The sequence below is a fragment of the Acidovorax sp. GW821-FHT10A04 genome, assembly GCF_059415825.1.
This window is the reverse complement of the sequence record NZ_JBWKNZ010000001.1, coordinates 329850-352678: the sequence shown is the minus strand read 5'-3', so window position 1 is coordinate 352678 and position 22829 is coordinate 329850. Positions and strand designations below refer to the sequence as shown.

Annotated in this window: 18 protein-coding genes and 2 pseudogenes; 10 read left to right on the top strand and 10 right to left on the bottom strand. The window is 59.1% G+C overall.

What is annotated here, in order from left to right; all coding sequences use genetic code 11:
• Positions 1-604 precede the first annotated feature (604 nt).
• The 7 genes and pseudogenes from AC07PF_RS01660 to tnpC form a co-directional block, all read left to right on the top strand.
• Positions 605-853, top strand: coding sequence for a hypothetical protein (locus AC07PF_RS01660; protein ID WP_494610650.1), 249 nt, complete (start codon positions 605-607; stop codon positions 851-853).
• 13 nt (positions 854-866) lie between these two features.
• Positions 867-1457, top strand: coding sequence for a cysteine hydrolase family protein (locus AC07PF_RS01655; protein WP_494610649.1), 591 nt, complete (start codon positions 867-869; stop codon positions 1455-1457).
• 241 nt (positions 1458-1698) lie between these two features.
• Positions 1699-1989 carry a hypothetical protein gene (locus AC07PF_RS01650; RefSeq protein ID WP_494610648.1) on the top strand — a complete coding sequence of 97 codons (291 nt, stop codon included), beginning with the start codon at positions 1699-1701 and terminating at the stop codon, positions 1987-1989.
• 90 nt (positions 1990-2079) lie between these two features.
• On the top strand, positions 2080-2424 hold the full coding sequence (locus tag AC07PF_RS01645; RefSeq protein ID WP_494610647.1) for a hypothetical protein: 345 nt from the start codon (positions 2080-2082) through the stop codon (positions 2422-2424).
• A gap of 83 nt (positions 2425-2507) precedes the next feature.
• A complete protein-coding gene (locus AC07PF_RS01640; RefSeq protein ID WP_494610646.1) occupies positions 2508-2978 on the top strand; it encodes a T6SS immunity protein Tdi1 domain-containing protein in 471 nt (156 codons plus the stop codon).
• 22 nt (positions 2979-3000) lie between these two features.
• Complete coding sequence (locus AC07PF_RS01635) at positions 3001-3306, top strand: hypothetical protein (protein WP_494610645.1); 306 nt, start codon at positions 3001-3003, stop codon at positions 3304-3306.
• Between the two features lie 261 nt (positions 3307-3567).
• A pseudogene (gene tnpC / locus AC07PF_RS01630) lies at positions 3568-4809 on the top strand (IS66 family transposase); the annotation flags it as partial.
• A 360-nt stretch (positions 4810-5169) separates the two neighbouring features.
• Here tnpC and AC07PF_RS01625 read toward each other — a convergent pair.
• From AC07PF_RS01625 to AC07PF_RS01595, 7 genes are all read right to left on the bottom strand, one after another.
• A complete protein-coding gene (locus AC07PF_RS01625) occupies positions 5170-5511 on the bottom strand; it encodes a hypothetical protein (RefSeq protein WP_494610644.1) in 342 nt (113 codons plus the stop codon).
• Positions 5512-5798: 287 nt separating this feature from the next.
• Positions 5799-7496, bottom strand: a complete 1698-nt coding sequence (locus tag AC07PF_RS01620) for a sensor domain-containing diguanylate cyclase (RefSeq protein ID WP_494610643.1) — start codon at positions 7494-7496, stop codon at positions 5799-5801.
• A gap of 938 nt (positions 7497-8434) precedes the next feature.
• Positions 8435-11011, bottom strand: coding sequence for an ATP-binding protein (locus AC07PF_RS01615; protein ID WP_494610642.1), 2577 nt, complete (start codon positions 11009-11011; stop codon positions 8435-8437).
• Positions 11012-11112: 101 nt separating this feature from the next.
• Positions 11113-11598, bottom strand: a complete 486-nt coding sequence (locus AC07PF_RS01610) for a hypothetical protein (RefSeq protein WP_494610641.1) — start codon at positions 11596-11598, stop codon at positions 11113-11115.
• Complete coding sequence (locus AC07PF_RS01605) at positions 11595-13067, bottom strand: catalase (protein WP_494610640.1); 1473 nt, start codon at positions 13065-13067, stop codon at positions 11595-11597. The genes AC07PF_RS01610 and AC07PF_RS01605 overlap by 4 nt, the downstream gene beginning before the upstream one ends.
• 27 nt (positions 13068-13094) lie before the next feature.
• Entirely contained in the window at positions 13095-13892 is a 798-nt protein-coding gene (locus AC07PF_RS01600; RefSeq protein ID WP_494610639.1) for an alpha/beta fold hydrolase, read from the bottom strand.
• Between the two features lie 21 nt (positions 13893-13913).
• Positions 13914-14741, bottom strand: a complete 828-nt coding sequence (locus AC07PF_RS01595; protein ID WP_494610638.1) for an alpha/beta fold hydrolase — start codon at positions 14739-14741, stop codon at positions 13914-13916.
• A gap of 784 nt (positions 14742-15525) precedes the next feature.
• Between AC07PF_RS01595 and AC07PF_RS01590 the strand changes: the two genes are divergently transcribed.
• Positions 15526-17196: a cytochrome c biogenesis protein DipZ gene (locus AC07PF_RS01590; RefSeq protein ID WP_494610637.1), complete on the top strand. Its 1671-nt coding sequence runs from the start codon at positions 15526-15528 to the stop codon at positions 17194-17196.
• A 444-nt stretch (positions 17197-17640) separates the two neighbouring features.
• Here AC07PF_RS01590 and AC07PF_RS01585 read toward each other — a convergent pair whose 3' ends face one another.
• Positions 17641-17958, bottom strand: a complete 318-nt coding sequence (locus AC07PF_RS01585; protein WP_494610636.1) for a hypothetical protein — start codon at positions 17956-17958, stop codon at positions 17641-17643.
• A 312-nt stretch (positions 17959-18270) separates the two neighbouring features.
• Between AC07PF_RS01585 and AC07PF_RS01580 the strand changes: the two genes are divergently transcribed.
• Entirely contained in the window at positions 18271-18558 is a 288-nt protein-coding gene (locus AC07PF_RS01580; RefSeq protein ID WP_494610635.1) for a hypothetical protein, read from the top strand.
• Positions 18559-19258: 700 nt separating this feature from the next.
• Here the strand turns inward: AC07PF_RS01580 and AC07PF_RS01575 are convergent.
• Together AC07PF_RS01575 and AC07PF_RS01570 are read right to left on the bottom strand one after the other, a co-directional pair.
• Positions 19259-19462: pseudogene (locus AC07PF_RS01575) on the bottom strand (FoF1 ATP synthase subunit c); the annotation flags it as partial.
• Between the two features lie 1528 nt (positions 19463-20990).
• Complete coding sequence (locus AC07PF_RS01570; RefSeq protein ID WP_494610633.1) at positions 20991-21224, bottom strand: hypothetical protein; 234 nt, start codon at positions 21222-21224, stop codon at positions 20991-20993.
• Between the two features lie 366 nt (positions 21225-21590).
• Here AC07PF_RS01570 and AC07PF_RS01565 point away from each other — a divergent pair, with 366 nt between their 5' ends.
• Complete coding sequence (locus AC07PF_RS01565; protein WP_494610632.1) at positions 21591-22169, top strand: hypothetical protein; 579 nt, start codon at positions 21591-21593, stop codon at positions 22167-22169.
• Positions 22170-22829: the final 660 nt, after the last annotated feature.

Sequence of the window (22829 nt, the reverse complement as noted above, 5' to 3'; positions counted from 1 at the left end):
GTCGCCATCCTGCAGTTCCCCGCCTTCCACGCGGGCCTCGCTCGCAGCTTGGCGTTGGTGTCGATGCGCCACAGCTGTCGTGCCACCAACTGGAGCGCCAACAGCCAACAGCCACCGGTCGCCGGGCAAGGCCACGATGCTGCTAGGTTTCGGTTCATTGGCTGGGGAACGTTTGGGTGTGCCCACACCACCGGGCAGAGGGCACGGAACATGAGCGGCTAGACGAATCGGTCACCTAGGCGTGCCCGCCACCCCCGAGAACCAAGTCGTTCAGGAAGGTGTAGGAGCCGGGCGGACTCTTTAGCTCCGCACCTCGCCGCCACTCGCAATCGACGGCAGTGCTGCTTCGTGCGGCGGGCGCTGAAGGATGGTCCGATCCAACGGATATTGCATGTGTGCACTCTGTCTGACAGTCCAGAGAGGGGTGCCCATTTACCTTTGACCCATGGTCGCAGCCAAACCCACTGGGCATATTTTGGACCACTGCACTTCGCGTGATTCCTTCGCCCGCACACTGTTCCGTGGCGAATGGTTACCGCAATCTGGTGGCGTCGGCTTCACACCGGACAACTCGGCATAGCCCTACATCTGAAAGAAAATTTCCATGACTGAATGGCTTGGTTGGGTTCAGTGGCCCGCATTTGCTGCATCAGTTCTGGCGGCCTGGCTCGTGGGCTCCAAGTCGGCCCGTCGCCGTAATGCGGGGTTCTGGGTGTTCTTGGCCAGCAATGCGCTGTGGGTTGCGTGGGGCCTGCACTCTCAGGCCATTGCGTTGATTGCATTGCAGATCTGCCTGGGCGTCATGAACATCCGCGGCCTGGCAAAGACCGATAGCGAGAGCGAAGTTAGTTGAGGACGATGCAGTCATGGCAATGCAGCGAAACTTCTTTCAACAGGCCGAAAAGCCGCACCTTCGGCCCAGCCCGAGGGTGCTGCTGCTGGTGGACTTCATCAACCCCATGCAGTTTCCTGGGGCTGAAAGGCTGGTGCCGGCCGCACTGAAGGCCGCGCAAGCCACTGCCCAGCTCAAGAAGCGCCTGGCCGCCAGCGGCGTGACGGCCATCTACGCCAACGACAATTACGGGATCTGGCGCTCGGAATTCAAGGACCTTCTTACCGCCTGCAAGGCTCTGCCCGGTGCGCGCGGGGAAATGGCCACGCTGCTGGAGCCTGGGGACAATGACCTCACCATCCTCAAACCTTTGCATTCTGCGTTCCATAGCACACCGCTAGAGCACCTGCTCAAGCAGCTCAAGGCGCGCGACTTGATCGTTGCCGGCTTGGCTGCCGATATGTGCGTTCACCTCACGGCGATGGATGCTTATATGCGTGGTTACAAGGTATGGGTGCCGCGCGACTGCACGGCCGCGGAGAGCGAGGAGTTTAAAGAGGCCGCGCTGCGGCAAATGTCGCAAGTGCTCAAATGCTCGGTGCGAAAGTCTTCCTCTAAAACCTGATTGGGGCTTCGCGGCTTGCTTCCGTGCGTATTTCGGTCGCTGCTGGACAGTGGGGACGAACTGAGCTGGACAGCTGGAACGGCCGGAGCTGGACACACAGTTCGGCCCTTATGGTCATTTCAAACCTCTGACGTCAGCATCTGTTCAGCTGTGGCGAGTCGCCATCTTGGGTGATAGAGGGCGCTGGCGCGACCTGCTAGACTTCCGCTATCGGCCAGAACCAGTCCTTCAGGAATCTGCCATGTTTCAACTAACCTTCCTCGTATCTGCTCTGCTGCTTGCTGGCTGCGGAGGTACTTCCGATATTCTTCAAGTTCAGATCCTCCCGTCCGAATACATCGCTGGCGCAGTGAAATCGCCTCTGGCAACATCCGTCGTGGACGAGGTCGTTCGGCTCAAGCCCAAACATGTCCACATCTCCATGTGCCGTTCGACCCCCAAGGCCAAGGTTATGCAGTTCAATCTTGAACTTCAAGCGCGGCACGATGCAAAGATTTCGAGCGGCTTTTATGAGGACTGCCCGGAGACATGACATTGGAGCGGCCTCGGCGCGCCACTATCGTATCGAGACCGCGTCATCGCGTAGTTTCAACGACAGCAACCGGCCAGAAGCGGACATTCAATGCCAACCAATTCACTCGTTGACGCCCTTGCCCAGGTTCCGGAGTATGAGTTCGTGCAGATCCTCGCACGTGCGCTGGAAATGCGGACAGCAAGTGTCAGCCGGCCTGAGTGGGAGGAAGCTCGATATTGCCTGGCTCGACTTCATCGCCTTCATGAAGGCGCAAACCTTCCTGCGCCCAGCAAGTGGGAAGTCCTGCTGATCGCACCATCCGTCGATCCCAAGGCGCGGGTGGAAGACACGCCTGAGCCTTCTCAAGAAGGCGGACACTGCGGACACACGTTGACCGGATATGCCAAGCTGGTCATTTGCCCAATCTGCGGCGAGCGGACTGGACTGACGTAGATTTGAGTCCTCTGTGAGCACGTCCTTGCCACTGCTACGATGACTGCAACCGGCCAAAAGCGGTCATTTGTGGGAAATTGGGCATGACGCTAGATGACTTCATGGTTAGCTTCCAGAACGTCGACAGGGAGCAATTGCTTGCAGAGTGGAGATGGCTTCTACCATCGTCACTTCAGCCCATTCTCATCACGGCGCTAGGCAATGTTTTCGTTCAGGATGTGTCTACGGATGAGATTCACATGCTGGATGTCGGATCCGCTGACCTGATTCCCGTTGCCGCATCGACAGCGGAGTTCAACCTCCGCTTGCAACAACGCGACTTTGTGATGCAGTTCTTCGATACGTCTCTCGTCACCGAGCTACGGAACGCCTTCACTCTGCCTGCGGGATCTTTGTATGGATTCAAGAAGCTCCCCACATTGGGTGGCGAGTATGAACTGTCCAACTTCGAGCCCACGGATATCGAAGTTCACCTCTCGATCTGCGGCCAGCTTCAGCAGCGACTCAAGGACGCTCCTCCCGGCTCACGGATTGGTAGCGTGAGCATCGCCTAACGGCCAGAAGCGGACATCCAACATGCAAAAGAGTTTGGCGTCGGCAATACGTGCACTAGCGACCCTCCTTGGAGTTGTTGCGGTCGCATTTCTTGGCTACGCCATCGCCGACTATGTGCAATTCAGGCGGGCTGACGCTTTTTGTAGGGGTGCTCTCGGGCAAAACAGAAATGCAGTCAAAGCGCTTGTTTCTGGCCATCCCGATACTTCGATTGCTACCGAGAACGCCTCTCTGATGACTGTCAGATTTCCCGGCTTAAAAAAATGCTGGCTCAACTTCTCTGCGGATGATGTGGCCACGAAAGCTGCGACCTTCGGCATAGACTAAGAATGTCCGCTTTGGGCCCAAAGCAGCCGTTCGCTCCTTGTCCAAAGCTGCCTTTAATCACAAGAGCGAAGGTATCTCAAGACCTGCGCGATTATGACGCGCATCCGCGTCTGGCTTGGTCGATGGAGCAAGCCGGGGCGTAGTTGGTCCCGCAACCAACATCTGCGTCGAACCTTCCAAGCCCATGCACCGCCAACTGTTGCTGAGGATGTGCAGAGCGATGCAGACACCACGGTGGCGCAGGCCATTGGCCATAGCCTCCGAGCGCAGCCCAAGCGGCAATTGCTCCCGCCCCAGTTGCCACGCCGCGAGGTATTGCGTGAGCCCGAATCGACCGTATGTCAGTGCGGTTGCCAGATGAAGCGCATCGGCGAAGACATCGCGGAGGAGCTGGACTATGTCCCAGGCGTATTCACAGTGGAGCGCCACATCCGCGGCAAGTGGGCGTGCAGGACGTGCGAGAGGCTGGTGCAAGCGCCGGTAGCCGCGCACGTCATCGACAAAGGCATCCCGACTGCGGGCCTGCTAGCACACGTCCTGGTGGCCAAGTTCGCCGACCACCTGCCGCTGTACCGCCAGGAAGCTATCTTCACCCGCGCAGGCTATGCGGTGCCACGCTCCACGCTCGCACAGTGGGTTGGTGCTTGCGGAGTTCAGCTGCAGCCTCTCGTAGATGCACTGCGTGCCGAGGTCCTGAGTCATCCTGTCCTCCACGCCGACGAGACACCTGTGGCGATGCTCAAGCCCGGTACAGGCAAGACACACCGTGCCTACCTCTGGGCCTATGCACCAGGTGCGTTCGAAGACATCCGAGCGGTGATCTACGACTTCTGCGAGAGCCGTGCTGGAGCGCATGCACGCGCGTTCCTGGAAGGCTGGCAGGGTAGCCTGGTCTGCGATGACTTTTCCGGCTACAAGGCCCTGATGGCCCAGGGCATCACCGAGGTCGGTTGCTTGGCCCACGCCCGGCGCAAGTTCTTCGACCTGCATGCTACGAGCAAGAGTGTCGTTGCCGAGAGTGCCTTGCTGCAGTTTGGCAAGATCTACGAAGTCGAGAGAGACCTGCAGGGATCAAGTGCCGAGGAGCGACTGACTCAGCGCCAGACTCGTTCCAGACCCATCCTCGACGCGCTCCATTGTTGGATGGTCCAGACGCGACAGAAGGTTCTGGACGGATCCGCCATCTCACGTGCCATCGACTACAGCTTGAAGCGCTGGGAGGCGCTGACCCGGTTCGCATTCGATGGGCGATTGCCGATCGACAACAACCACATCGAGAACCAGATCCGCCCCGTCGCCATCGGCCGTAACAACTGGCTGTTTGCGGGAAGCTTGCGCGCCGGTCAGCGCGCAGCTGCGATCATGACCCTGATCCAGTCAGCCAAGCTCAATGGCCACGACCCATTCGCCTATCTCAAGGACGTTCTGGAGCGGTTGCCGACGCACCCGGCCAGCCAGGTCGGCGACTTGCTGCCGCATCGTTGGCAGCCCGGCTTGAACTAGTGTGGGGAAAGGGTCAGGCCGAGCGACTTTGCGTGCGCCCAAGCATCCTTCTCGCTCTCGCAGCAATCGATCCAGAAGTCAGGGTCCGAACACACATAGATTGCAAATGGAGGCGCATCTCCGACCGCTTTCTGAAGGCAGACATCGACGGCTGCAGCTTCGGAAAGGTAGCGAGCCATATCAGTACGGCACTCAGGAAAGATTTTGGCCACGTGCGCGAGTTGTGCGGAGGTCAGGTTTGGGGTGTTCATGCGACAAACCATACAACAAGTTCTGTAAGAAGCAATAGCTCCCGCCCTTGTGCGAAATCGCTCGGACTAAAGAGCACCCATTTCAAGACAGTATGGCTGTGCGCTTACGTTAAATGAGCCGAACATTCGTTTCACTAGATTTTCTGCGAGCTTGAAGAAGTGAGCGCACTTGAATTTCAAAGCTGAAGGTGCGGAATCGATTGACTGAGGGATCGATACTTACACCTTGAAGCGCGATACCAACCGTCTCACTCTCATTGACAAACGCATAGCCGCCGTTCAATGAGGTAAAGCCTAGGTGCTTGAAGGCTTGAGCCAACTCCGCCTGTGACCACTCGCCATCCACAGCTGCCTCTGATCCATCAGAATCAATTTGTATAGCCTCTTGGTTCACCGCCAGTGAGGAGAACGCTTTGAGGATGGACTTGTGGGTCAAGGGCTTCTTGAGCATGGTTCAACGTAAGTGTCAGTTCATCGACATCGTACCGAATCTCACGCGCGCGCATCCACCCGGCATTGGGGGTACGTGGAGTTCTCCAGACTCTTACGGTCAAGATGGGATAGCCGGATGCTTACACTTCGATCATCTGCGCAGCAGCCAACACACGCAACTTATCGATCTCCTGCGAGTCGCTGATCGTCAAAGGCAACACTTCGTCCGAGATCTAATCTAATGGCATTTGCTCTCCATAGATGTTTGACGCCAACCCTATCCGTCCCGGAATTCTTATGCGCCTATCACGCTACGGCCTCCACGCACACCTGATTGCGGCCTTGTGCCTTGGCCTCATAGAGCGCGGCGTCGCTTCTGCGCAAAAGCGCCCTGGAGGAATCCTGCGGCGCGCGAAAGCTCGCCACTCCCGCACTTACGGTTATTCGCCCAACGAGTGGCATCTCTTGTGCCGCGACACTGTCAACGATCGCTTGGGCGAGAGTTTGCGCGCCAACGCTGTCAGTGTCAGGCAAGATAACTGCGAATTCCTCACCGCCTAGCCGGCCAATGATGTCGCAGGCCCTTACGCGCTGCTCGAGTACCTGAGCCAATCGTCGCAGCACTTCGTCGCCCGCGTCATGACCAAACGTGTCGTTCACTTTTTTGAAATAGTCCACGTCCACCGATACGAGGCTCAACGGCCGTCCACTTCGCGTCGCCAGGGCCACTGCAAACTCGATCTGCGTAGTAAACCCGCGTCTATTCAACAAGCCTGTCAGCGCATCTGTACGCGCCTGGAGGTCCAACGCCCGGTTTGCCGCTTCCAGCTCAGCAGTCCGAACGAGGACCTGCTTTTCCATTTCTGTGTTGGCCGTGAGCAGTCGCGCTGTCATCCCTCGCAAAGCAAATGACAGCTGCTTCACATCGCGATTTCGGTCGACAAGCGGGATCATCGCGCCAAGCTTTCCGGCTTCCACCTCGCTCGCTGCTTCACACAGAGTTTTGATGTCTTCGCTAAGGCGTCGTGCAGCAAACCATGCCAGCACAATTGCAGCCAACGCCGCGAACGCGCCGAAAAAAAGCGTGGCATTGACGGCCCTATTGGCATCTGCAAAGGCTATGTCCACAGGTTGCCTGGCAACAATATTCCATCCAAGATCACTCGCTTGGTTTCGCGGCTGCAAAGGTACCGACGAGGTGAGGTAGCTCTTCCCATCGACCCACGATGACACCGCTGCTGGCTTCTTCAAGCCATCTGTGAAAGACGGCGGTACAGGCAGTCGTTGCTTTCCACGTTCCAGTTCACTTCTGTACGCCGGAGGTGAGTAGATCAGCGCACCTGAGCGGTCGAAAACGAACAATTCAATCGACGAAGCTTGGGTGACCGTGGGCGCAAGACTTTCCAACACATCTCTCGTCCATTCCCAACTGCCGTGCATCCCGAGCACCCCCACGGTCGTGCCGCCCAGTTCGATCGGAGCGGCAAAATCGACGAAGCGATGAGGCTCGCCGGACGCATTGGGCGGCAAAAGCTTCTCCAACAGCTTTGCAGGGTGCACGTCGCCAACGTGAAGGTCAGCAAGGCCAGCGATGAACCATGGACGCTCTCGAACGCTATTGCCTTCCAGCAAACCCTGGGTTGCGGCCTTCACGTGCCCTTCAGCGTCAGCGACTCCGATCCACAAACTGTAGGGGTCAATTGCCTGATTGCGGGCAAGAAGCTCGCGTACCTCTGGCGAGTCAAGGCCCTTCTCCCAGATGCCTCTCGCTTTGGAAAGCACCTGTACCACGCGACTACGCTCAAAAAGGCCTTGTGACAGCTGTCGACTTGCATTTTCAGCCACGGTATGGAGCACCTGGCTCGCGTCCTTTTGCACGCTAGAGCGAAGCATCCCGCCCAACCCTGCCGAGAGAACCAATGTCAGGACAACGACAAGAGCAGCGAAGACCAAAGAGAGTTGGGTCCGCAGGCCTAGTTGGCGAAATAGCGCGAGTTTTGTCATGCTGACCTCACTGAAGCGGCCAAAACATCCTCTGGCACATGGACCTTCCAAAGGCTGTTTCTGCAGAGACTACCGAGAATCAGACGTAAGATCCTAGCACTATGGACTGGCCGATTCCAAGAATGTTGTCAAGAAATAAATGGCAATGAAAATCATATCGATCTGGCAGCAGTTCAAGCGAGGGCGCGCCCTTTCTGATATTTTCGATTGCATGAGAATCATCACTACTGAGCACAGGCTTCGGTGCGATGCGTACAACAGTTGTTGGGTGCTTCTTGTTCGACAAACGAAATGGTCAGTCGCTTCCGTGGAACTGCCAGACGGCACGACGGAGTTCGTCTCCCCTGTCGAATCATTCGCCACCGAAGAGGAGGCGCTGGACCACGCCAGAACCTGGGTGTGCGCTTTCAGTGGGAAGCAGTTCCAGTAGCGAGGTCAGCGCTACAGCGCCATGTGTGTCCTTCGGTCAAACCATTTTGATCGGCTGGCGACGACAGGCACGCCGTGTCTGCCGATCATCGATTGCTCCGACCGAATGGTAGTGAAGCTGGACCATCAGCACGAGCCCGGACGCTGAACTGTTTACAGCATGCTGGATGCTGCCATCTTCAGCAGCGCGTACTAAGCGCTGCTGGTGAATCAACGTTTGCAGCGCGCCGGCGCCTTCGAGCTGGTGCTTTGTCGCATCCACCAGTGCGAAGGTACATCGTATATGTCCGGCCAATTCATCTTGAATCCGGCGCCTGAGGCCAGGATGCTTGGTCCACTAACGACTTGGCGGACACGTGCACACTAGCAAACCCCAATCCTCAGGCGACCGTCGCCGCTATCGCTCTCACAGCGACGAATTCAAAGTTGATGCCATAGTGGCCGCTGCGCGTCCCAACGAACTTGGAGCCGCCCAAATGTCGTTCGCCAACCATACCGCTGGAAATGCGTCAGCCCTGAAGGCGCACTTCGACTAACTCGACCACCTGCTTCTGCGCTCGCAGGCTTCGCAACAAATGCAGGATGACCGTACGCATGGTGTCCTGACTCCAACGCGCACCCGTTTCACGGGCCGCATAGTAAGCCTGCTGCCCCAAAAATTGCTGAGCCGAGGCCTGTGACACTTCGCGAAAGTGGTTTTCGACTTCTCCCCGTGCGCCGCCAGTGGCTGCGTAACAGCCGTCCGCATAGCCATTCATCTGTGCGGCTTGTTGATACTGGCCGGAGTGACAAGCCATGTGAGCCAGGGCGTCCCCCCATACATAAATGAAGCCATTGCCCATGTCCGACTCGAAGCAGTCGCTCGCGATAGCCGCTGCGCGGGCGAGGTCGTTGGTGAGCAGATGAGCGTGAACCAGACTGATCGGGAGCAGAGCATGTCGGTACTTGCCAACCCGAAGCCGTGCATAGAGAGGTTCGCCCAAGTCGACTGCCTCCATGGCCCGCCCTCGCGAAAGTTGAATGCCCATCAGACGGCATACCAGAATCATTCGCCCATGCTCATCGCCCGGAGGGCAATCCGCGGCGCAGTTCTCGACCCAGCGCAGATCGTCGTCACGCCCCAGCCGCTGAGCGGCAAGGAGAATTGCGGTAGCACCGAAGGTGCGCAGACGGTTCGGCAAGGTCGGGGCATCGAGAGTGCGCACTTCGTCGAGCACTTCGGCCAGGACTGCGGAATCACCCTGCGCCTGGTCGATGCAGTTGGCCTTCAGCGACAGTGTCTCGAAAAGTCCGTGAGCGTTGTTCGCGTGGCGATATGCGGTCTCGGCGATGCCAATCCATCTCTGAGCTCGTGGGTTGTCCGTATACGTCCAGTGGAGAATCGCCTCCCGAACCCATCCGCCGTGCAGGGCGTCTGTGGGGGCCATTTCCGCCAGAGTCTCCATCTGAGTCAGGTAGCGTGCAGCCTCGCCTAGACCACGAGTTCGCCGCATCAGGAATGCCAAGCTGCCGGCCAGGCTCAGGGCCAATGTGCTGTCGTGCTCCAGCGCCCACTGAAAAGCGGCGCGGGCATTGCCAATCTCGGGTTGAAGATGGTCGACCGCAGCGTCGACACACAAATCACCGTGCAGCGCGGAGTCGCGCGCCTGCCCATACATATGTTCGAGTGCTTTCGCATGGCGAGCGCGAAGAACAGAGATCTCGTCACACTCGTTCAAACGCTCGATCGCAAAGGCACGCGAGCTTTCCAGCAAACGGTAACGCGGCGACAGGCCGTCCTCGGGAACCACTAGCGAGCGATCGATCAGCTCGGAAATGGCCTCCATGAGTCGCCACGGATCCTCGCCTTCGACGTTGACCACTGGATCCAGCAGCGCCATGCAACAACCACCGGCGAATACCCCCAGACGGCGAAACACGAGTTGCTCGAATGGGCCGAGCAAGGACACGCTCCACTCCAGCGCCGCCCGCAAGGTCTTGTGGCGCTTCGGTGCATCGCGGCGGCCCGCGCTCAGCACCAGCCGCCGCTGTTCCAGCGAGCTTGCGACCCCCTGCAAGCCCAGCAGTGGGACGGCTGCCGCCGCGAACTCGATGGCCAAGGGAACGCCGTCGAGGCGAAGGCAAATGTCGCCCACCAGATCAAGGGTTCGCTGATCAATGGCCAGCGGTCGCCCCGCTTGCCGGCAATGGCGCAGAAACAGGGCCTGTGCGGGCCAATGCTGGGCGATGCCGAACTCGGTTCCCACGCATGCTGTATCGAGCGGCGGCACCAGCAACACGATTTCGCCCGCCAGCTTCAGCCGGACTTGGCTGGTGACGAGCACGCGCAACTGAGGGCAACCCTCTAACAGCTGGTAGGCAATCGCAGCCACCGCGTCCACAAGATGCTCGGCGTTGTCGAGAATCAGCAAGGCCTGCGATGCGCGCAGAGCGGCCACGAGATCCTTCAGGCCTGCGCCGTTGCCCAGCGTCACGTCAGAGGCCTGCGCAATGCTTGCCGCAAGCAATTCGCCATCGCTCAAGGCGGCAAGATCGACCCAATGAATCGCCGCCATCGCGGTGCGGGTGCAATGGGGCTCGGTCATGAGTACTGCCCTTGCGAGGCTGGTCTTGCCGCTGCCTGAAGGACCCGTCAGCGTCAGCAGCCGAGCCGTTTCGAGCCCGGTACGAACCTGATCGAGCAAGGCATCGCGACCGATTAGTGAGTGCACGAAAGTGGCTGCCTGAGTTGGCGTAGTCGTTGCGACGCCCTGCGAATCGGCTGGCTTGGCGCTGATGGTCAGATCAGCTTCGATGCGTGCGGTGAACTGATAGCCACGGCCCGGAATCGTGGTAATAAGTTCGGGGCCAAGCTCCTTGCGAATGGCACTCATGCTCACACGCAAATTGGCCTCTTCGACCACCGTGGACGGCCAAACCAGACTCATCAATTCGCGCTTGGAGACGACACGACCAGAACGCTGCGCCAGGGCCACCAAGAGATCGAATGCACGAGCCCCGAGAGTGATCTCCTGCCCCGACCTCAGCAGTTGGCGCGTCTTGAGATTCAGCTCATGTTCGCCGAATCGGATGCAGTAGTCAGTCATGGATGTTCGGCGAAATGCGCCAGCAGAGAGCGGGTCAGGGCATATGCAAGGTTATCGGATAGTGGAAATTATCGGTGGTCAGTCGCCTCATTTGTAAACACTCACGCGTTGATCGCAATCAGGCCGAGCCAGGCGGCCATGCATGGCAAGACGAAGATAAACAGCTTGAACTTCGCATCCGGGATCATGGGTCCGGCAATGGCATGCAGCGCAAGCAGTACCCCGAGTACCACGCCCAGGCCAAGCGGAAGTGCCGTCATCCCCAGCGAGGCCCCAATAATCCATATGCTCGCCGGGACATGGACACCCATACGAAGCGCCCAAACGTTGTCCTCGGCCATCCCATTGATGGACGCAACGTCTATCAACGCGTCACCAAAGATCCAAAAGTAGCCCGCCATTTTCACGAATTCAGGCGCTGGAAGAGCTTGCACGACAGGTGCCAGTGCAATGTGATAGACGATGCCGAAACAGTTGCCTAGCCAGAGCCTTCCAGTCTTCTTGGCGACAAACATGGTGATCCAGCCAAGGCAAGACAGGGTCGCAAATGCAGCGGTGATGTGCGCTTGAGTGTTCATGATGTTCATCCGACGTTGTGCTGGCGCTGCAACGCATCCGCGTCGAAACGCAGTCCAAGCGCCCTGGCGACGCCGGCGCCGTATTCCGGATCGGCTTGGATACAGTGGTCGATATGACGCGACTGAATATGCAGCCCCGCGCCGCCAAGCGAGCGCGCAGTGTTGTCGAATAGCACTTGTTGCTGCTCTGGCGACATCAAGCGGAACAGCGCCCCGGGCTGTGAGAAATAGTCGGCGTCTTCTCGGTGATTCCAGTGCTGTGCCGCGCCGTTGAGGCTCAGCGGCGGTTCCCTGAAGTCGGGCTGCTCCGCCCACTCGGTGGCCTCATTCGGTTCGTAGCCGAGCGTGCCGCCATGATTGACATCCGTTCGCATGGCACCGTCGCGGTGATAGCTGTGCACCGGACAGCGTGGTGCATTCACTGGGATATGCTGATGATTGACGCCCAGCCGATAGCGCTGCGCGTCGCCATAGGAGAACAGGCGGCCTTGCAGCATCTTGTCGGGTGAGAAGCCGATGCCCGGCACAACGTTGGCCGGATTGAATGCGGCTTGTTCGACCTCGGCGAAATAATTTTCCGGGTTGCGATTTAGCTCGAGAACGCCGACCTCGATCAACGGATAGTCCGCATGAGGCCAGACCTTGGTTAGATCGAAGGGGTTGTAGGGCACTTGGCTTGCGTCGGCCTCGGGCATGATCTGCACGCAGAACTTCCAGCGCGGGAAGTCGCCCTTGTCGATGCTCTCGAGAAGGTCGGCCTGGTGTGTTTCTCGATTCTTGCCGACGGCTATTTCCGCCTCGGCGTCGCTCAGCGTCCTAATGCCCTGCATCGAAAGCCAGTGAAACTTAACCCAGAAGCGCTCGTTCCTGGCGCTGATGAAACTGAAGGTGTGGCTGCCAAAGCCATGCATGTGACGATAGCTGGCTGGAATGCCCCGATCGCTCATCACCACCGTGATCTGGTGCAGCGCCTCGGGCAGCCGTGTCCAGAAGTCCCAGTTGTTCCTGGCACTTCGCAAATTGCTTCGCGGGTCGCGCTTGACGGCGTGGTTGAGGTCCGGGAACTTCAGCGGGTCGCGCAGGAAGAACACCGGCGTGTTGTTGCCTACCAGATCCCAGTTCCCTTCCTCTGTGTAGAACTTGATGGCGAAGCCGCGAATGTCGCGCTCGGCGTCTGCTGCGCCTCGCTCGCCAGCAACCGTGGAGAAGCGTACAAAGAGGCTGGTTTGCTTGCCGACCTGGGAAAACAACTTGGCTCGCGTGAACCGGGTGATGTCCTTGGTGACGGTGAAGGTGCCGTAGGCGCCTGAGCCCTTGGCATGCATCCGCCGCTCGGGGATCACCTCCCGGTCGAAGTGGGCCAGCTTTTCCAGGAACCAGACGTCTTGCAACAGCTGCGGACCGCGCGGACCTGCCGTCAAGACGTTTTGATTATCAGCGACCGGGCAGCCGGCCCCTGTCGTTAGCTTCTTGCTCATGTGTACGCTCCTCGTGTCATGCACAGATCAATGCGCGGCAGCAGCGGCTTCGATCAGATCGGCCACCGCCTTCGGGTGCGAAGTCATCACCACGTGCGACGCGCCTGGCACGACAACGGTCTTACGCGAGCCTGCGCGCTCCGCCATGAAACCGAGCCCTGCAGCGGGGATGTTCAGATCCGCCGTGCCATAGATGAAGTAGGAAGGAAATTTTTTCCACGCCGGTTCACCGCTGGCTTCGACGAGCGCCGCTTCTGCGATGGGACGCTGGCCTGCAGCCATCAGTCGGGCTTCAGGCTCGGCGACGTCCGCTGCGAACTGTTTCCAGAACTTGCCCTGGTCGATGTAGAGATCAACACCGCCTGCGGGCAGGGGCACGGGCTTTGCAAGGGCCGCGCCGAGCGTGCCTCCTGGGAATTTGCCGGCCAGTTGCCCTGCGCTCTCGCCCTGATCAGGCGCGAAGGCAGCCACATAGACCAGCGATTTGACTTGGGGCTTGCCAAGCGCAGCAGTGGTGATGACGGCCCCGCCGTACGAGTGGCCAACCAGCACCACCGGGCCGGGAATGGAGTCGACGACGCTGGCAACATAGCGCGCGTCACCGGCTACGCTGCGCAGCGGATTCGCAGCCGCGACCACGGGATAACCGCCCTTCGAGAGCTGGCTAATGACGCCATTCCAGCTGGACGAATCAGCGAAGGCGCCGTGCACAAGGACGATGGTGGGTTTGGTGGAGGCGTTGTTCATGGTTTGAGCCTGTGTGCTGACTTGGGTGAGACCGGCAAGCAGGCCGGCAGCGACGATGAGGGAAGCGAGTTTTTTCATGGGGTGATCCTTTGTGCGGTTTCAGTTCGAAATGAACTCGAGCAGGTCGGCATTCAGCCGTTCCTTGTGGGTGTCTGTCAGGCCGTGAGGTGCGCCCTCGTAGACCTTCAGCGTGGCGGAACGCAGGGCTTTCACACCAAGCCGGGCAGAGTTGTCGATGGGGACGATCTGGTCGTCGTCTCCATGCACCAACAGCGTCGGTACGGTGACCTGCTGCAAGTCGGCGCTGAAATCGGTGGCCGAGAACGCCGCAATGCACTCGTGCGTGCTGCGATGGCTGGCCTGCAAGCCCTGATCGCAGAACCGATCGATCAAGGCCTGGGAAGGCACGGCACCTGGCCGGTTGAAGCCGAAGAAGGGACCCGAGGCGATGTCCCGATACAACTGTGCACGGTTGTCGATCTCACCCTTGCGCAAACCGTCGAACACCTCGAGCGGTACGCCACCCGGGTTGCTTTCGGTGCGCAGCATTAGCGGCGGCACCGCGCCCACCAGCACCACCTTGGCAACGCGCCGCGTGCCGTGGCGGCCGATGTAGCGAACTACCTCGCCGCCGCCGGTGGAGAAGCCCACCAGGACGACATTGCGCAGATCAAGGACTTCTAGCAAGCTCGCCAAGTCATCGGCGTAGGTGTCCATATCGTTGCCATCCCAGGTCTGGCTAGATCGACCATGTCCGCGGCGGTCATGGGCAATCGTCCGGTAGCCCCTGTTCGACAGGAATAGCATCTGCGACTCCCAGCTGTCCGCGTTGAGCGGCCACCCGTGGCAGAAGACCACCGGGTCTCCGCTCCCCCAGTCCTTGTAGTGAATGCGAGCCCCGTCCCGGGCGGTAAATTGATGGTTCATTAAATGGTTCCAGCGTTGGGTTGTGCTGTATCGGCGACGCTCGCCGACTTGGGCCATGCCAGTGTCTAAACGCAGGGGCGTTTACGCGAGTAAAGCCATATAAAACGTTGTACGTGCAGCGTTACGGCAAGTGCGCAGCCTTCGGATTTGGCGGCCTCGCGCAGGTCTCGTGCGAGGTCAGGGTATGCGGGCGGGGGGGCGGTCGCGGGTTCGAGATCGATCTGGACCCGTTCGGCCTGGACATGCTCGCCATCCCTGGTCGGAAAGCAGTGCATCACGCTGCGCTGCCTCGGCAGCAGTGTGCCGCTGCGCTGTCGGAGCTTGCCCGGCCGATCAGACCATTCAAGCCGCGGTTGGCAGCTGATCGCCGAGCCAGACGCAGCTGTCTGGACTGTGCCAAAAACTTGACTACAACGATTTGCAACCGTTTACTGGTGTTCAGCGCTTGGGTCGTGGAAACTGCATTGCACAGTGCTCACTGCCGGGTCAAGCACGCCATGTTTCTCTGTGCGCCGCGACGTTGCATTTGTTGTTCAACTGCATCCACTTCAACCAGATACGGCCACTGAAATCATCGCTTCAGTCCTTGCCTTTTGCTCAAGGGCGTAGTGGTGTCAACGGCTGCAATCGCATATTTACTCTCCATGAAAAGCCTTTGGTTTGCCCTTCTGTTTCTCGCCGGGGGCCTGGCACATGAGCTGCGAGCGCCCACCTATTGCCAGTGCGTCGCCACTGGCACCCCCACCCCCCAAAAAAAGCGAGACCGGTTTGGCCGGGCACTCCCATGACGTTGGCCATTCTTGCCTTCATCGGTGGCGTGCTAACGGTGTTAGGCCCCTGCGTATTGCCAGTTCTTCCGTTCGTCTTCGTGCACGCGGACCGCCCGTTTCGCGCGAATGGACTTCCCATGCTGTTGGCCATGGCCGTGACGTTCGCGGTCGTGGCCTCGCTCGCAGCGGTTGCGGGTGGGTGGGCGGTCCACGCCAACCAGTACGGGCGCGCTGTGGCGCTTGCGCTGTTTGCACTGTTTGGGCTAGGGCTCTTGCTTCCCCGGTTGGCGCAGACCGTTGCAGCACCAGCAGTGGCGCTTGGCAACCGCCTCACCGACCGAGGCCTGCGTGGAGCGTCGCCGGTATTGATAGGCGTGGGCACGGGCCTGCTGTGGGCTCCATGCGCGGGGCCCATCCTGGGCTTGGTGCTGACTCGCGCTGCATTGGATGGACCCGGTGTCGCCACCTCCCTGCTACTCTTGTCGTACGCCGCTGGCGCTTGCACCGCCCTTGCGGCCGCTCTCCTGTTCGGTGGCCGCCTGGTCGCCAGGCTCAGGTCATCGCAAGGCGCAAGTTCCGTGCTGCGCCGCATAGGGGGCGCGGCGGTGCTTGCATCGGTGGTGGCAATTGCGCTCGGTATCGATACCGGTGTATTGGCGAGGGTGGCGCAGGAGAACACGATGGGCCTGGAGACAGCCCTTGTGCAGAAGGTGCAAACACCAACGGCGGCCCCAAAAGGCCCGTTGCCCGCTCTGGCAGGGGCGACCGGCTGGATCAACAGCGAGCCGCTCACCGCTCAAAGCCTCGTCGGCAAGGTCGTGCTGGTGGATTTCTGGACATACTCATGCATCAACTGCCTGCGCACGCTTCCGTATGTGCGTGCATGGGCGGAAAAATACCGCGACGCGGGGTTGGTGGTGGTGGGGGTCCACTCGCCTGAATTTGCGTTTGAGAAGAGCCCTGCCAACGTACGCCGTGCTGTCATGGATCTGGAAATCGACTTTGCGGTTGCGCAGGACAACGACTTCGCAATCTGGCGTGCATTCGACAATCGCGCGTGGCCCGCGTTCTACTTCATTGATGCCACAGGACAAGTACGCCACCGGCAGTTCGGCGAAGGGCAATACGAGGCCGCCGAACGCCTCTTGCAAAAGCTGCTGGCCGAAAGCGGACAGGCAACAGCGCAAGGTAGCTCGGTAGCACCCAGTGGCCTGGGTACTCAGGCGGCGACGGGTGCAGCAAGGGTGCTGTCGGGCGAAACCTACCTCGGCTATGCGCGGGCAGACGGTTTTGCGGGACGCTTGGAGAAAGATCGCCGCAACTCCTATGCGGCGCCTGAAGAGCTGCGGCGCGAGGAGTGGGCGCTGAACGGCGTTTGGACTGCACAGCAAGAGCGCGTGGTACTAAACACACCTAATGGGCGGCTACTGCGCCGTTTTCATGCCCGCGACCTCCACTTGGTATTGGGATCTGAAGGCGGTGCGCCAGTGCGCTTTCGGGTGAAAATCGACGGAAAGCCGCCCGGCAGCGACCACGGCTTTGATACCGACGCGCAAGGCCTGGGCACCATAAGCGCCCACCGGCTTTACCAACTGGTGCGCCATGAAGCGGGTTCTAAAGAAAGCGTCTTTGAGATTGAGTTCTTGGACGAAGGCGCGCTGGCATATGCATTTACTTTTGGATAAGCCAAAAAGTGTTTGTTATGACGGCATTGCAACGTCGCTGGACGAGCGCTTTGCTCGCAATACAAAACTACGCGAATTCTGGACGCCATCGTTTACGGGGACTGCGCCTGCTGAGTGAGTTGTTGAAGGTAAGTGAAGCATCCGAAGGCGTCTTCAAGGTCTTCTCTTGATCGCAGCAATCGTTCACCGACTGCCGGTTGAGCGGCAGCAATTCGCCTGAAGCGGTCGTCGACTTTCACTGCCCGACTGGCAGCTGTGGGTCCGAAGGCGGTCATAGGACTCGTCCGAATGCGGAAGGCTAGCTGGTCGCACCAGCGCCCCCTATTACCCAATACGGCGTCGGCAAAGCATGAACACATGCTCACATCAGCGATCTGGACGTGACCATCAGAGACGAACTGTGTGTCCGGATTCTGCCGTTCCAACTGTCCACCCAATTCGGCCTCACTGTCCAGCAGCTACCGAAAAACGCCACAACTGCTTGCGAGAGGCCGTCTTGACCTCCATGCCCTGCAATTCATACTTCAGAGCTTTCATGCCGGCGCTGCAGCCGTCGTACTCGTCGTATTCTGTTTCTATGCCTGCAAGCAAGATGCTTCGGGTGGGCTGAACTGGCTTACTGGCTATTAGCTCGCACTTGCGAGCGGGTGGATTGAGCAAGGCGCGCCGATCACTCTGAAATCGCGAAGAGGCTGAACGCAACCAATCGGGAGCGAGTATCCTTCTGCACCGAAAGGGGTGGGCGATGGTCGAATGCTTCATGGGGGTGTCAATCACTCCTATCTCCCGACAGAGGGACAATGGAAAGTGGAAATCAGTGGCACGTCTCCAAGCAAAGGACGGCCCGCCAGTGATTGCCCTGGGATGGCCACTGGAGCACGACACCCAAGAAGAGGCCAACGTCACAGCGATGGCTACTGCCAAACGGCAGATTCATCGTGGGCAGTGGCAGGAACAACAGCCGACTTCGGACTTTCAGCCTCTTGGGTGAGCCCCACTTTCTGAGCTGCGCTGGTGCCAAGGGGCGTCAACTTCCCGCTGCACTTGCGGCCCCACCACTGCGACAATTCGGCCATGTCTTCCCCGCTCTACTTTCAACTTACCTCCGCGCTGTCGGCACATTGGAAAGCGCACGCCGGAAAGTACCCGCAAAAGGTCCTGTTGACGCCAGCTCAGCACCAAGAGCTTTGCGACTATCGCTACAAGGCTAGTACGGGCCACCCAGACGCCAAAAAAGGCCAAAGAGCGCAGGCTGGCGAAAAATTCATGGGTATGACCATTGAGCACGACGAGCGCACCATTGGCGTGATGGTTGACGTCACGGGTGCCGAAATACCCCTGCAGGCCTCGCCACCCCCTTGAGTCGGCTCTGGCGCTTGCAGCTTGATTACTACCCGGACCGGCATCAATGCCCTCAGCTCCACAATCTCTAAGTATGGACCCGCAGACTCCTATCGACGAGCACAGTGCTTTAACTGCATGGGCCAGGGCGCTGGAAGAACGCGAGGCAGAGTTGAGCAGGGTTGCCCGTGGCGGCGAACCTGACCCACACAAGGCTGCTCAATTGAAGGTGGCAGTGGATACGGCCTACTACATTCTGAGCTTGCTCCGGTCGTAAAAGTTGCCCGCTCGCATATACAGGATGCAGGCTGCCCCGGCGCCTAAATGGTAGAACAGGCCCACTTCAGACCGCAACGGCCGTAAGTCTCAAGCCTGGCTTCGCAGTGTTCACTTCGGCAAGAAACGATTCCAAGATATTGCGTACGCTCAAGGCGTCGAGATCCGTGTCAAAAGATACACGCAGACCCGCAGTGACGGGTTGCTGAAAGCTGCATAGGGCGCCAAGCCTGGGACGTATCGCAAAAAAATTGGCGCAATAAGCGCACAGCCGAGAGTATTCCGCCTGAATCTCATCCTCAGTCAAACTTGGCACTCCTGGCACGCCTTGTTTGGACAAAGAGTCAGGAGAGTGCGATACCAAAAATTGATAGGGCATATCAGTTCTCCGTTGATGAAAGCTTACGCCCGTGCTTTCGCGCACATGTAGGAAATCACCCGGTACTTACCCTCGCGTTTTCATTGGTGAAGTCTGGCAAGCCGACCCGCAGCCCCACCTAAAGCCGAACGCGTCGTCCCCGGCCGAATCTATCACCAGTTGAAGTAAGGAACTTCGGTGCGAGGCCGGCCGAAGTTCGTTGATCAGCTCAGGCTGACGTGCCGACGATTCGAGGAACTTGCCGCCCCTCAGTGCGATACCGATGGAAGCGGGGGCATCGGACTTGCCGCATGCGGCGAGAGCCCTTGGCCTCTGGGAACGGGCCGGCGGCCTCACCCAAATGCCATACGTTGAGCTGGCGAATTGTGTGACCATAGGGTGATGGTTCATTTCCCCACCGCCGCTAAAACCGAGGCTCTTGCTACATGGGCCAGGGCTTTGGAAGACTGGCAAGCGGAAGCTAGTCGCTTGGCCAGAGGTGGCGCTCCAGACCAACGACGGTCGGACGCTCTAAAAATGTCGCTTGCGACAGCCCGCTACCGTCTGGAGCATTTCTCTTAAAGCACTGCTTTTTCAAATGGCAGCAAGGCTCCGTAGCCAGTGATAGCCCACACGGCTCGCGGGTGAAGATGTTGGCAATGCACTTCGGCGGCATGGCGGCTCTCCAGAGGACGTTCTTGCTCAGCCCGCAGGGTCAGTGTCGGTGATCGAAGTGACCGTGTAGCCAAGTTCCGCCAAACGCTCCTCGGGGTCGTCCCCTCCTTGCCATCTGGCACGAAGCCCCCAGCCTTTTCGACAGCCGCACCGCAAAGCGCTGCCACTAACGTGTCGCGCGGTGGAGGCGACTGGAATGGTAGACACATAAATTTCTGTGCCCTCGTCGTTCTGGGCGGTGATTGTCCAAAGGCGTTGCATTGGGCCTCCCTTGATACAGACGGCAAAGCATAACGCGGGCTAATGCCTCAAGGTCCCACTGACAGACGGCGACTTCCAAGCATCAGCACCTCGCCCCCTGCGTGTGAACAAAGCACAGCTTGTGCCCTCCAGGATCGAGACAGTACGCGGCGTAAAAATCTGGCGCGTACCGCGTTCTTAGAGCTGGTAGACCCAAATCTGTTGCTGACATGGACATTGCTGCATTCCACGCTAAATCGACTGCAGATCGAGAGGGTGTAAGCTGACCTGGGATCCGTTGGCCGTGCCTGCAGGTTTATCATCGAATGGTCGGTTGATCACGAACTGGGGCCAGCGTTGTCCAGGCAGGCGCCATATAACTCCGGCCGCCCCAACATGTTGAAGATCGGTCACCCTGGTTATCCCTAGTTCCGCTAAGACCCTATCGTACAAAGCCGTCATGGTTTCCAAGTCACGCACCCCGAGCTGAACGTGGCCAAACATGGGTTACTCGTCGCGCGGCGCAGGCATAGAGGGCACCACCAAAGACGCGAGGCCCAAGCCTGTCACTCGGCTGACCCAGGCCGGGCCAGGATCCCCAACTTCGGGTAACTCCGCGATCACCATATCCGCCGCGACAAGCACCCGCAGTTTGTCGATGCGCTCTTGACCGACCACCTTCACCGGCAACGGGCCGGCCGCGATTTCTCGTAACAACTCCAACGGCATATGCCCCCCTTCTAATTTTTGGGGATGGTAGCAAGACCTTCCAAGCGATTGAAGTCCCATAAAAAATGCCCGCACGGGGGCGGGCAAATCTGGAGCGCGATGCAAGGAGGAGATCCCAGCGCACTCATCTTATCCTCGCCATATCTCGTGCGCATCAGTAGGCCCGCCTCCAAAGTCAGCGGTCACTGCGGCCTGCCCAATGCATCCGATCCAAACACGGAAAGACCTCAGCAGGTCCGATGCCGTCGTAAATGATCTCGCCCGTGACGATCACTGCCACGATGGTGCGGTCGCCCACGTGCTGCACGGCGTAGTGCTGTGGTTCCATGAGCAGGACGGTTTCGTCGTCGGGGCCGCCGTACCACGTAGGGGTCCTGAGGATGGCGCGCGGAGAGAGCAGGTCGGTCATAGAGATATTCTAGAAAGGCGCGTGCGACCTCAGGACTTCAGTCGGCGCAGGGCCCTGGTAAATCACCTCGTTCGCCGCGAGTTAATACACTGTGGCCAGCGCTCCGTGCTTGTCCACCTCGTAGCGGTCAGGCGGTAGTGCAAGGACGCCCTTGCCGCGGTGCTTGGCGCGCAACCAAGTCGGGTTGTCGTGCAGCCGCGGGCCGGAGCGCGACACGATCTCTACCGCGCAGGCGCCGTCGTACATCAAGGCGCCAGCGCGCCAGGATCACGATCCATCACGCAAAGCGGCTCCTATGACTTCTCTAGGAGGTAAAGTGTTGCCATCCATTTGAGCGAGTACCCTGCACGAGGACCGTCGAGATTCATGCGCAAATTTGCCGACCTTGCTTCAGAGTGGCAGCTGCAACGGGCTTTTGCGTGCCGCATGGGCACGCTTCATCAGTTTAAGACACCCGAGCGACTTCAATCCACACTCAACTGGGGCATGAGCAATGCCTTCCATTTCGACAAGGATGTGTCCGCTGCGAATTGGGTTTCGCTTCGCGAGAGTGTCGAGCGAGTGCTGCGTGCAGATGCAGCACTGCGCGACCTCGTCAGGCTCGTTCCGTACGCTGAAGTAGGTTTGGACTTTGTTGTTCAAGCGAAGCCGCCGTATGACGGCGGATATTTCCTGTGTTCGATGAACGAATGGCTTGCCTACGGCGAATCCTCCAGGCCTTCCGAGGCTTGTGAGATGGCGAACGCCCGCCTTCAAGCCGCAGTGCGGCGAGTCCTGGAGAGCCTGTCGGCAAGGGGCGAGGCGCTGCTTGAACACGCCATTCGCGTAACGTTCACGGAAGACCCGGCGTGCCAGTTGCAGTTCATTGAACAGGAAGGCTGGCTCTTGTACGAGTTGCAGGTCGCCGATGAACACCTCCACCTGCTTGCAGAGAAGCGGTCTTAATCGCCATGCCCTCCGATTCCGACTTCAGAGCTTTCCTGCCGGCGCTGGAGTCGTCCTACTCGTCGTATTTCGGTTCGATGCCTGCAAGCGAGATTCTTCTTGGTGCGCTGAACTGGCCGACTGGCCATTTGCCCGCGCTTGCGATAGGTAGGATCGAGCAAGGCGCACCGATCAACTCTGAAATCGCGACCAGGCTTGAAACAATCGGTCGAGGGCGGCATTACGAACAACGAACTCGTCATCGGAGTCTCGCCTTGCACAAGCGCTGGGCGGAATCCCGAGGATAGTGACGCGGGGGAAGTAGCGGACGTCTGCTTTCGGGCGTCCTCAATGACGGCTTCGGGCCCCTGGCTGCCGCTGATACGATGGCGGCCATCGGCCAACAGCGGTCAATTTGATGGGGAGGCAATATGTTGCTGCGAGGTAGCGTCCGCGCGTGCGTTGCGGACCCTGACTACGACGAAATGGCTTATGTAAACGTCCGAGATTCCGTCAGCGGCTATTGGTTTTCTCTCGCCCGCTCATCTGAGGATTCAGACATCGAAGTTATGGTCTCAGACCAACTGAATCATCGGGGCGACGGGATTCAGGTAACGCTTGAGCTGCAGGCCTTCCATGCGACCTTGAGCGATGCAGTCGCTCTTCAGTTGGATGGAAATC

What these genes read in the sequence shown, in the direction of transcription:
- AC07PF_RS01660 (WP_494610650.1), top strand. Translation starts at nt 605, where the DNA reads ATGACTGAATGGCTTGGTTGGGTTCAGTGGCCCGCATTTGCTGCATCA.
- AC07PF_RS01655 (WP_494610649.1), top strand. Translation starts at nt 867, where the DNA reads ATGGCAATGCAGCGAAACTTCTTTCAACAGGCCGAAAAGCCGCACCTT.
- AC07PF_RS01650 (WP_494610648.1), top strand. Translation starts at nt 1,699, where the DNA reads ATGTTTCAACTAACCTTCCTCGTATCTGCTCTGCTGCTTGCTGGCTGC.
- AC07PF_RS01645 (WP_494610647.1), top strand. Translation starts at nt 2,080, where the DNA reads ATGCCAACCAATTCACTCGTTGACGCCCTTGCCCAGGTTCCGGAGTAT.
- AC07PF_RS01640 (WP_494610646.1), top strand. Translation starts at nt 2,508, where the DNA reads ATGACGCTAGATGACTTCATGGTTAGCTTCCAGAACGTCGACAGGGAG.
- AC07PF_RS01635 (WP_494610645.1), top strand. Translation starts at nt 3,001, where the DNA reads ATGCAAAAGAGTTTGGCGTCGGCAATACGTGCACTAGCGACCCTCCTT.
- AC07PF_RS01625 (WP_494610644.1), bottom strand. Translation starts at nt 5,511, where the DNA reads ATGCTCAAGAAGCCCTTGACCCACAAGTCCATCCTCAAAGCGTTCTCC.
- AC07PF_RS01620 (WP_494610643.1), bottom strand. Translation starts at nt 7,496, where the DNA reads ATGACAAAACTCGCGCTATTTCGCCAACTAGGCCTGCGGACCCAACTC.
- AC07PF_RS01615 (WP_494610642.1), bottom strand. Translation starts at nt 11,011, where the DNA reads ATGACTGACTACTGCATCCGATTCGGCGAACATGAGCTGAATCTCAAG.
- AC07PF_RS01610 (WP_494610641.1), bottom strand. Translation starts at nt 11,598, where the DNA reads ATGAACATCATGAACACTCAAGCGCACATCACCGCTGCATTTGCGACC.
- AC07PF_RS01605 (WP_494610640.1), bottom strand. Translation starts at nt 13,067, where the DNA reads ATGAGCAAGAAGCTAACGACAGGGGCCGGCTGCCCGGTCGCTGATAAT.
- AC07PF_RS01600 (WP_494610639.1), bottom strand. Translation starts at nt 13,892, where the DNA reads ATGAAAAAACTCGCTTCCCTCATCGTCGCTGCCGGCCTGCTTGCCGGT.
- AC07PF_RS01595 (WP_494610638.1), bottom strand. Translation starts at nt 14,741, where the DNA reads ATGAACCATCAATTTACCGCCCGGGACGGGGCTCGCATTCACTACAAG.
- AC07PF_RS01590 (WP_494610637.1), top strand. Translation starts at nt 15,526, where the DNA reads ATGACGTTGGCCATTCTTGCCTTCATCGGTGGCGTGCTAACGGTGTTA.
- AC07PF_RS01585 (WP_494610636.1), bottom strand. Translation starts at nt 17,958, where the DNA reads ATGAAGCATTCGACCATCGCCCACCCCTTTCGGTGCAGAAGGATACTC.
- AC07PF_RS01580 (WP_494610635.1), top strand. Translation starts at nt 18,271, where the DNA reads ATGTCTTCCCCGCTCTACTTTCAACTTACCTCCGCGCTGTCGGCACAT.
- AC07PF_RS01570 (WP_494610633.1), bottom strand. Translation starts at nt 21,224, where the DNA reads ATGACCGACCTGCTCTCTCCGCGCGCCATCCTCAGGACCCCTACGTGG.
- AC07PF_RS01565 (WP_494610632.1), top strand. Translation starts at nt 21,591, where the DNA reads ATGCGCAAATTTGCCGACCTTGCTTCAGAGTGGCAGCTGCAACGGGCT.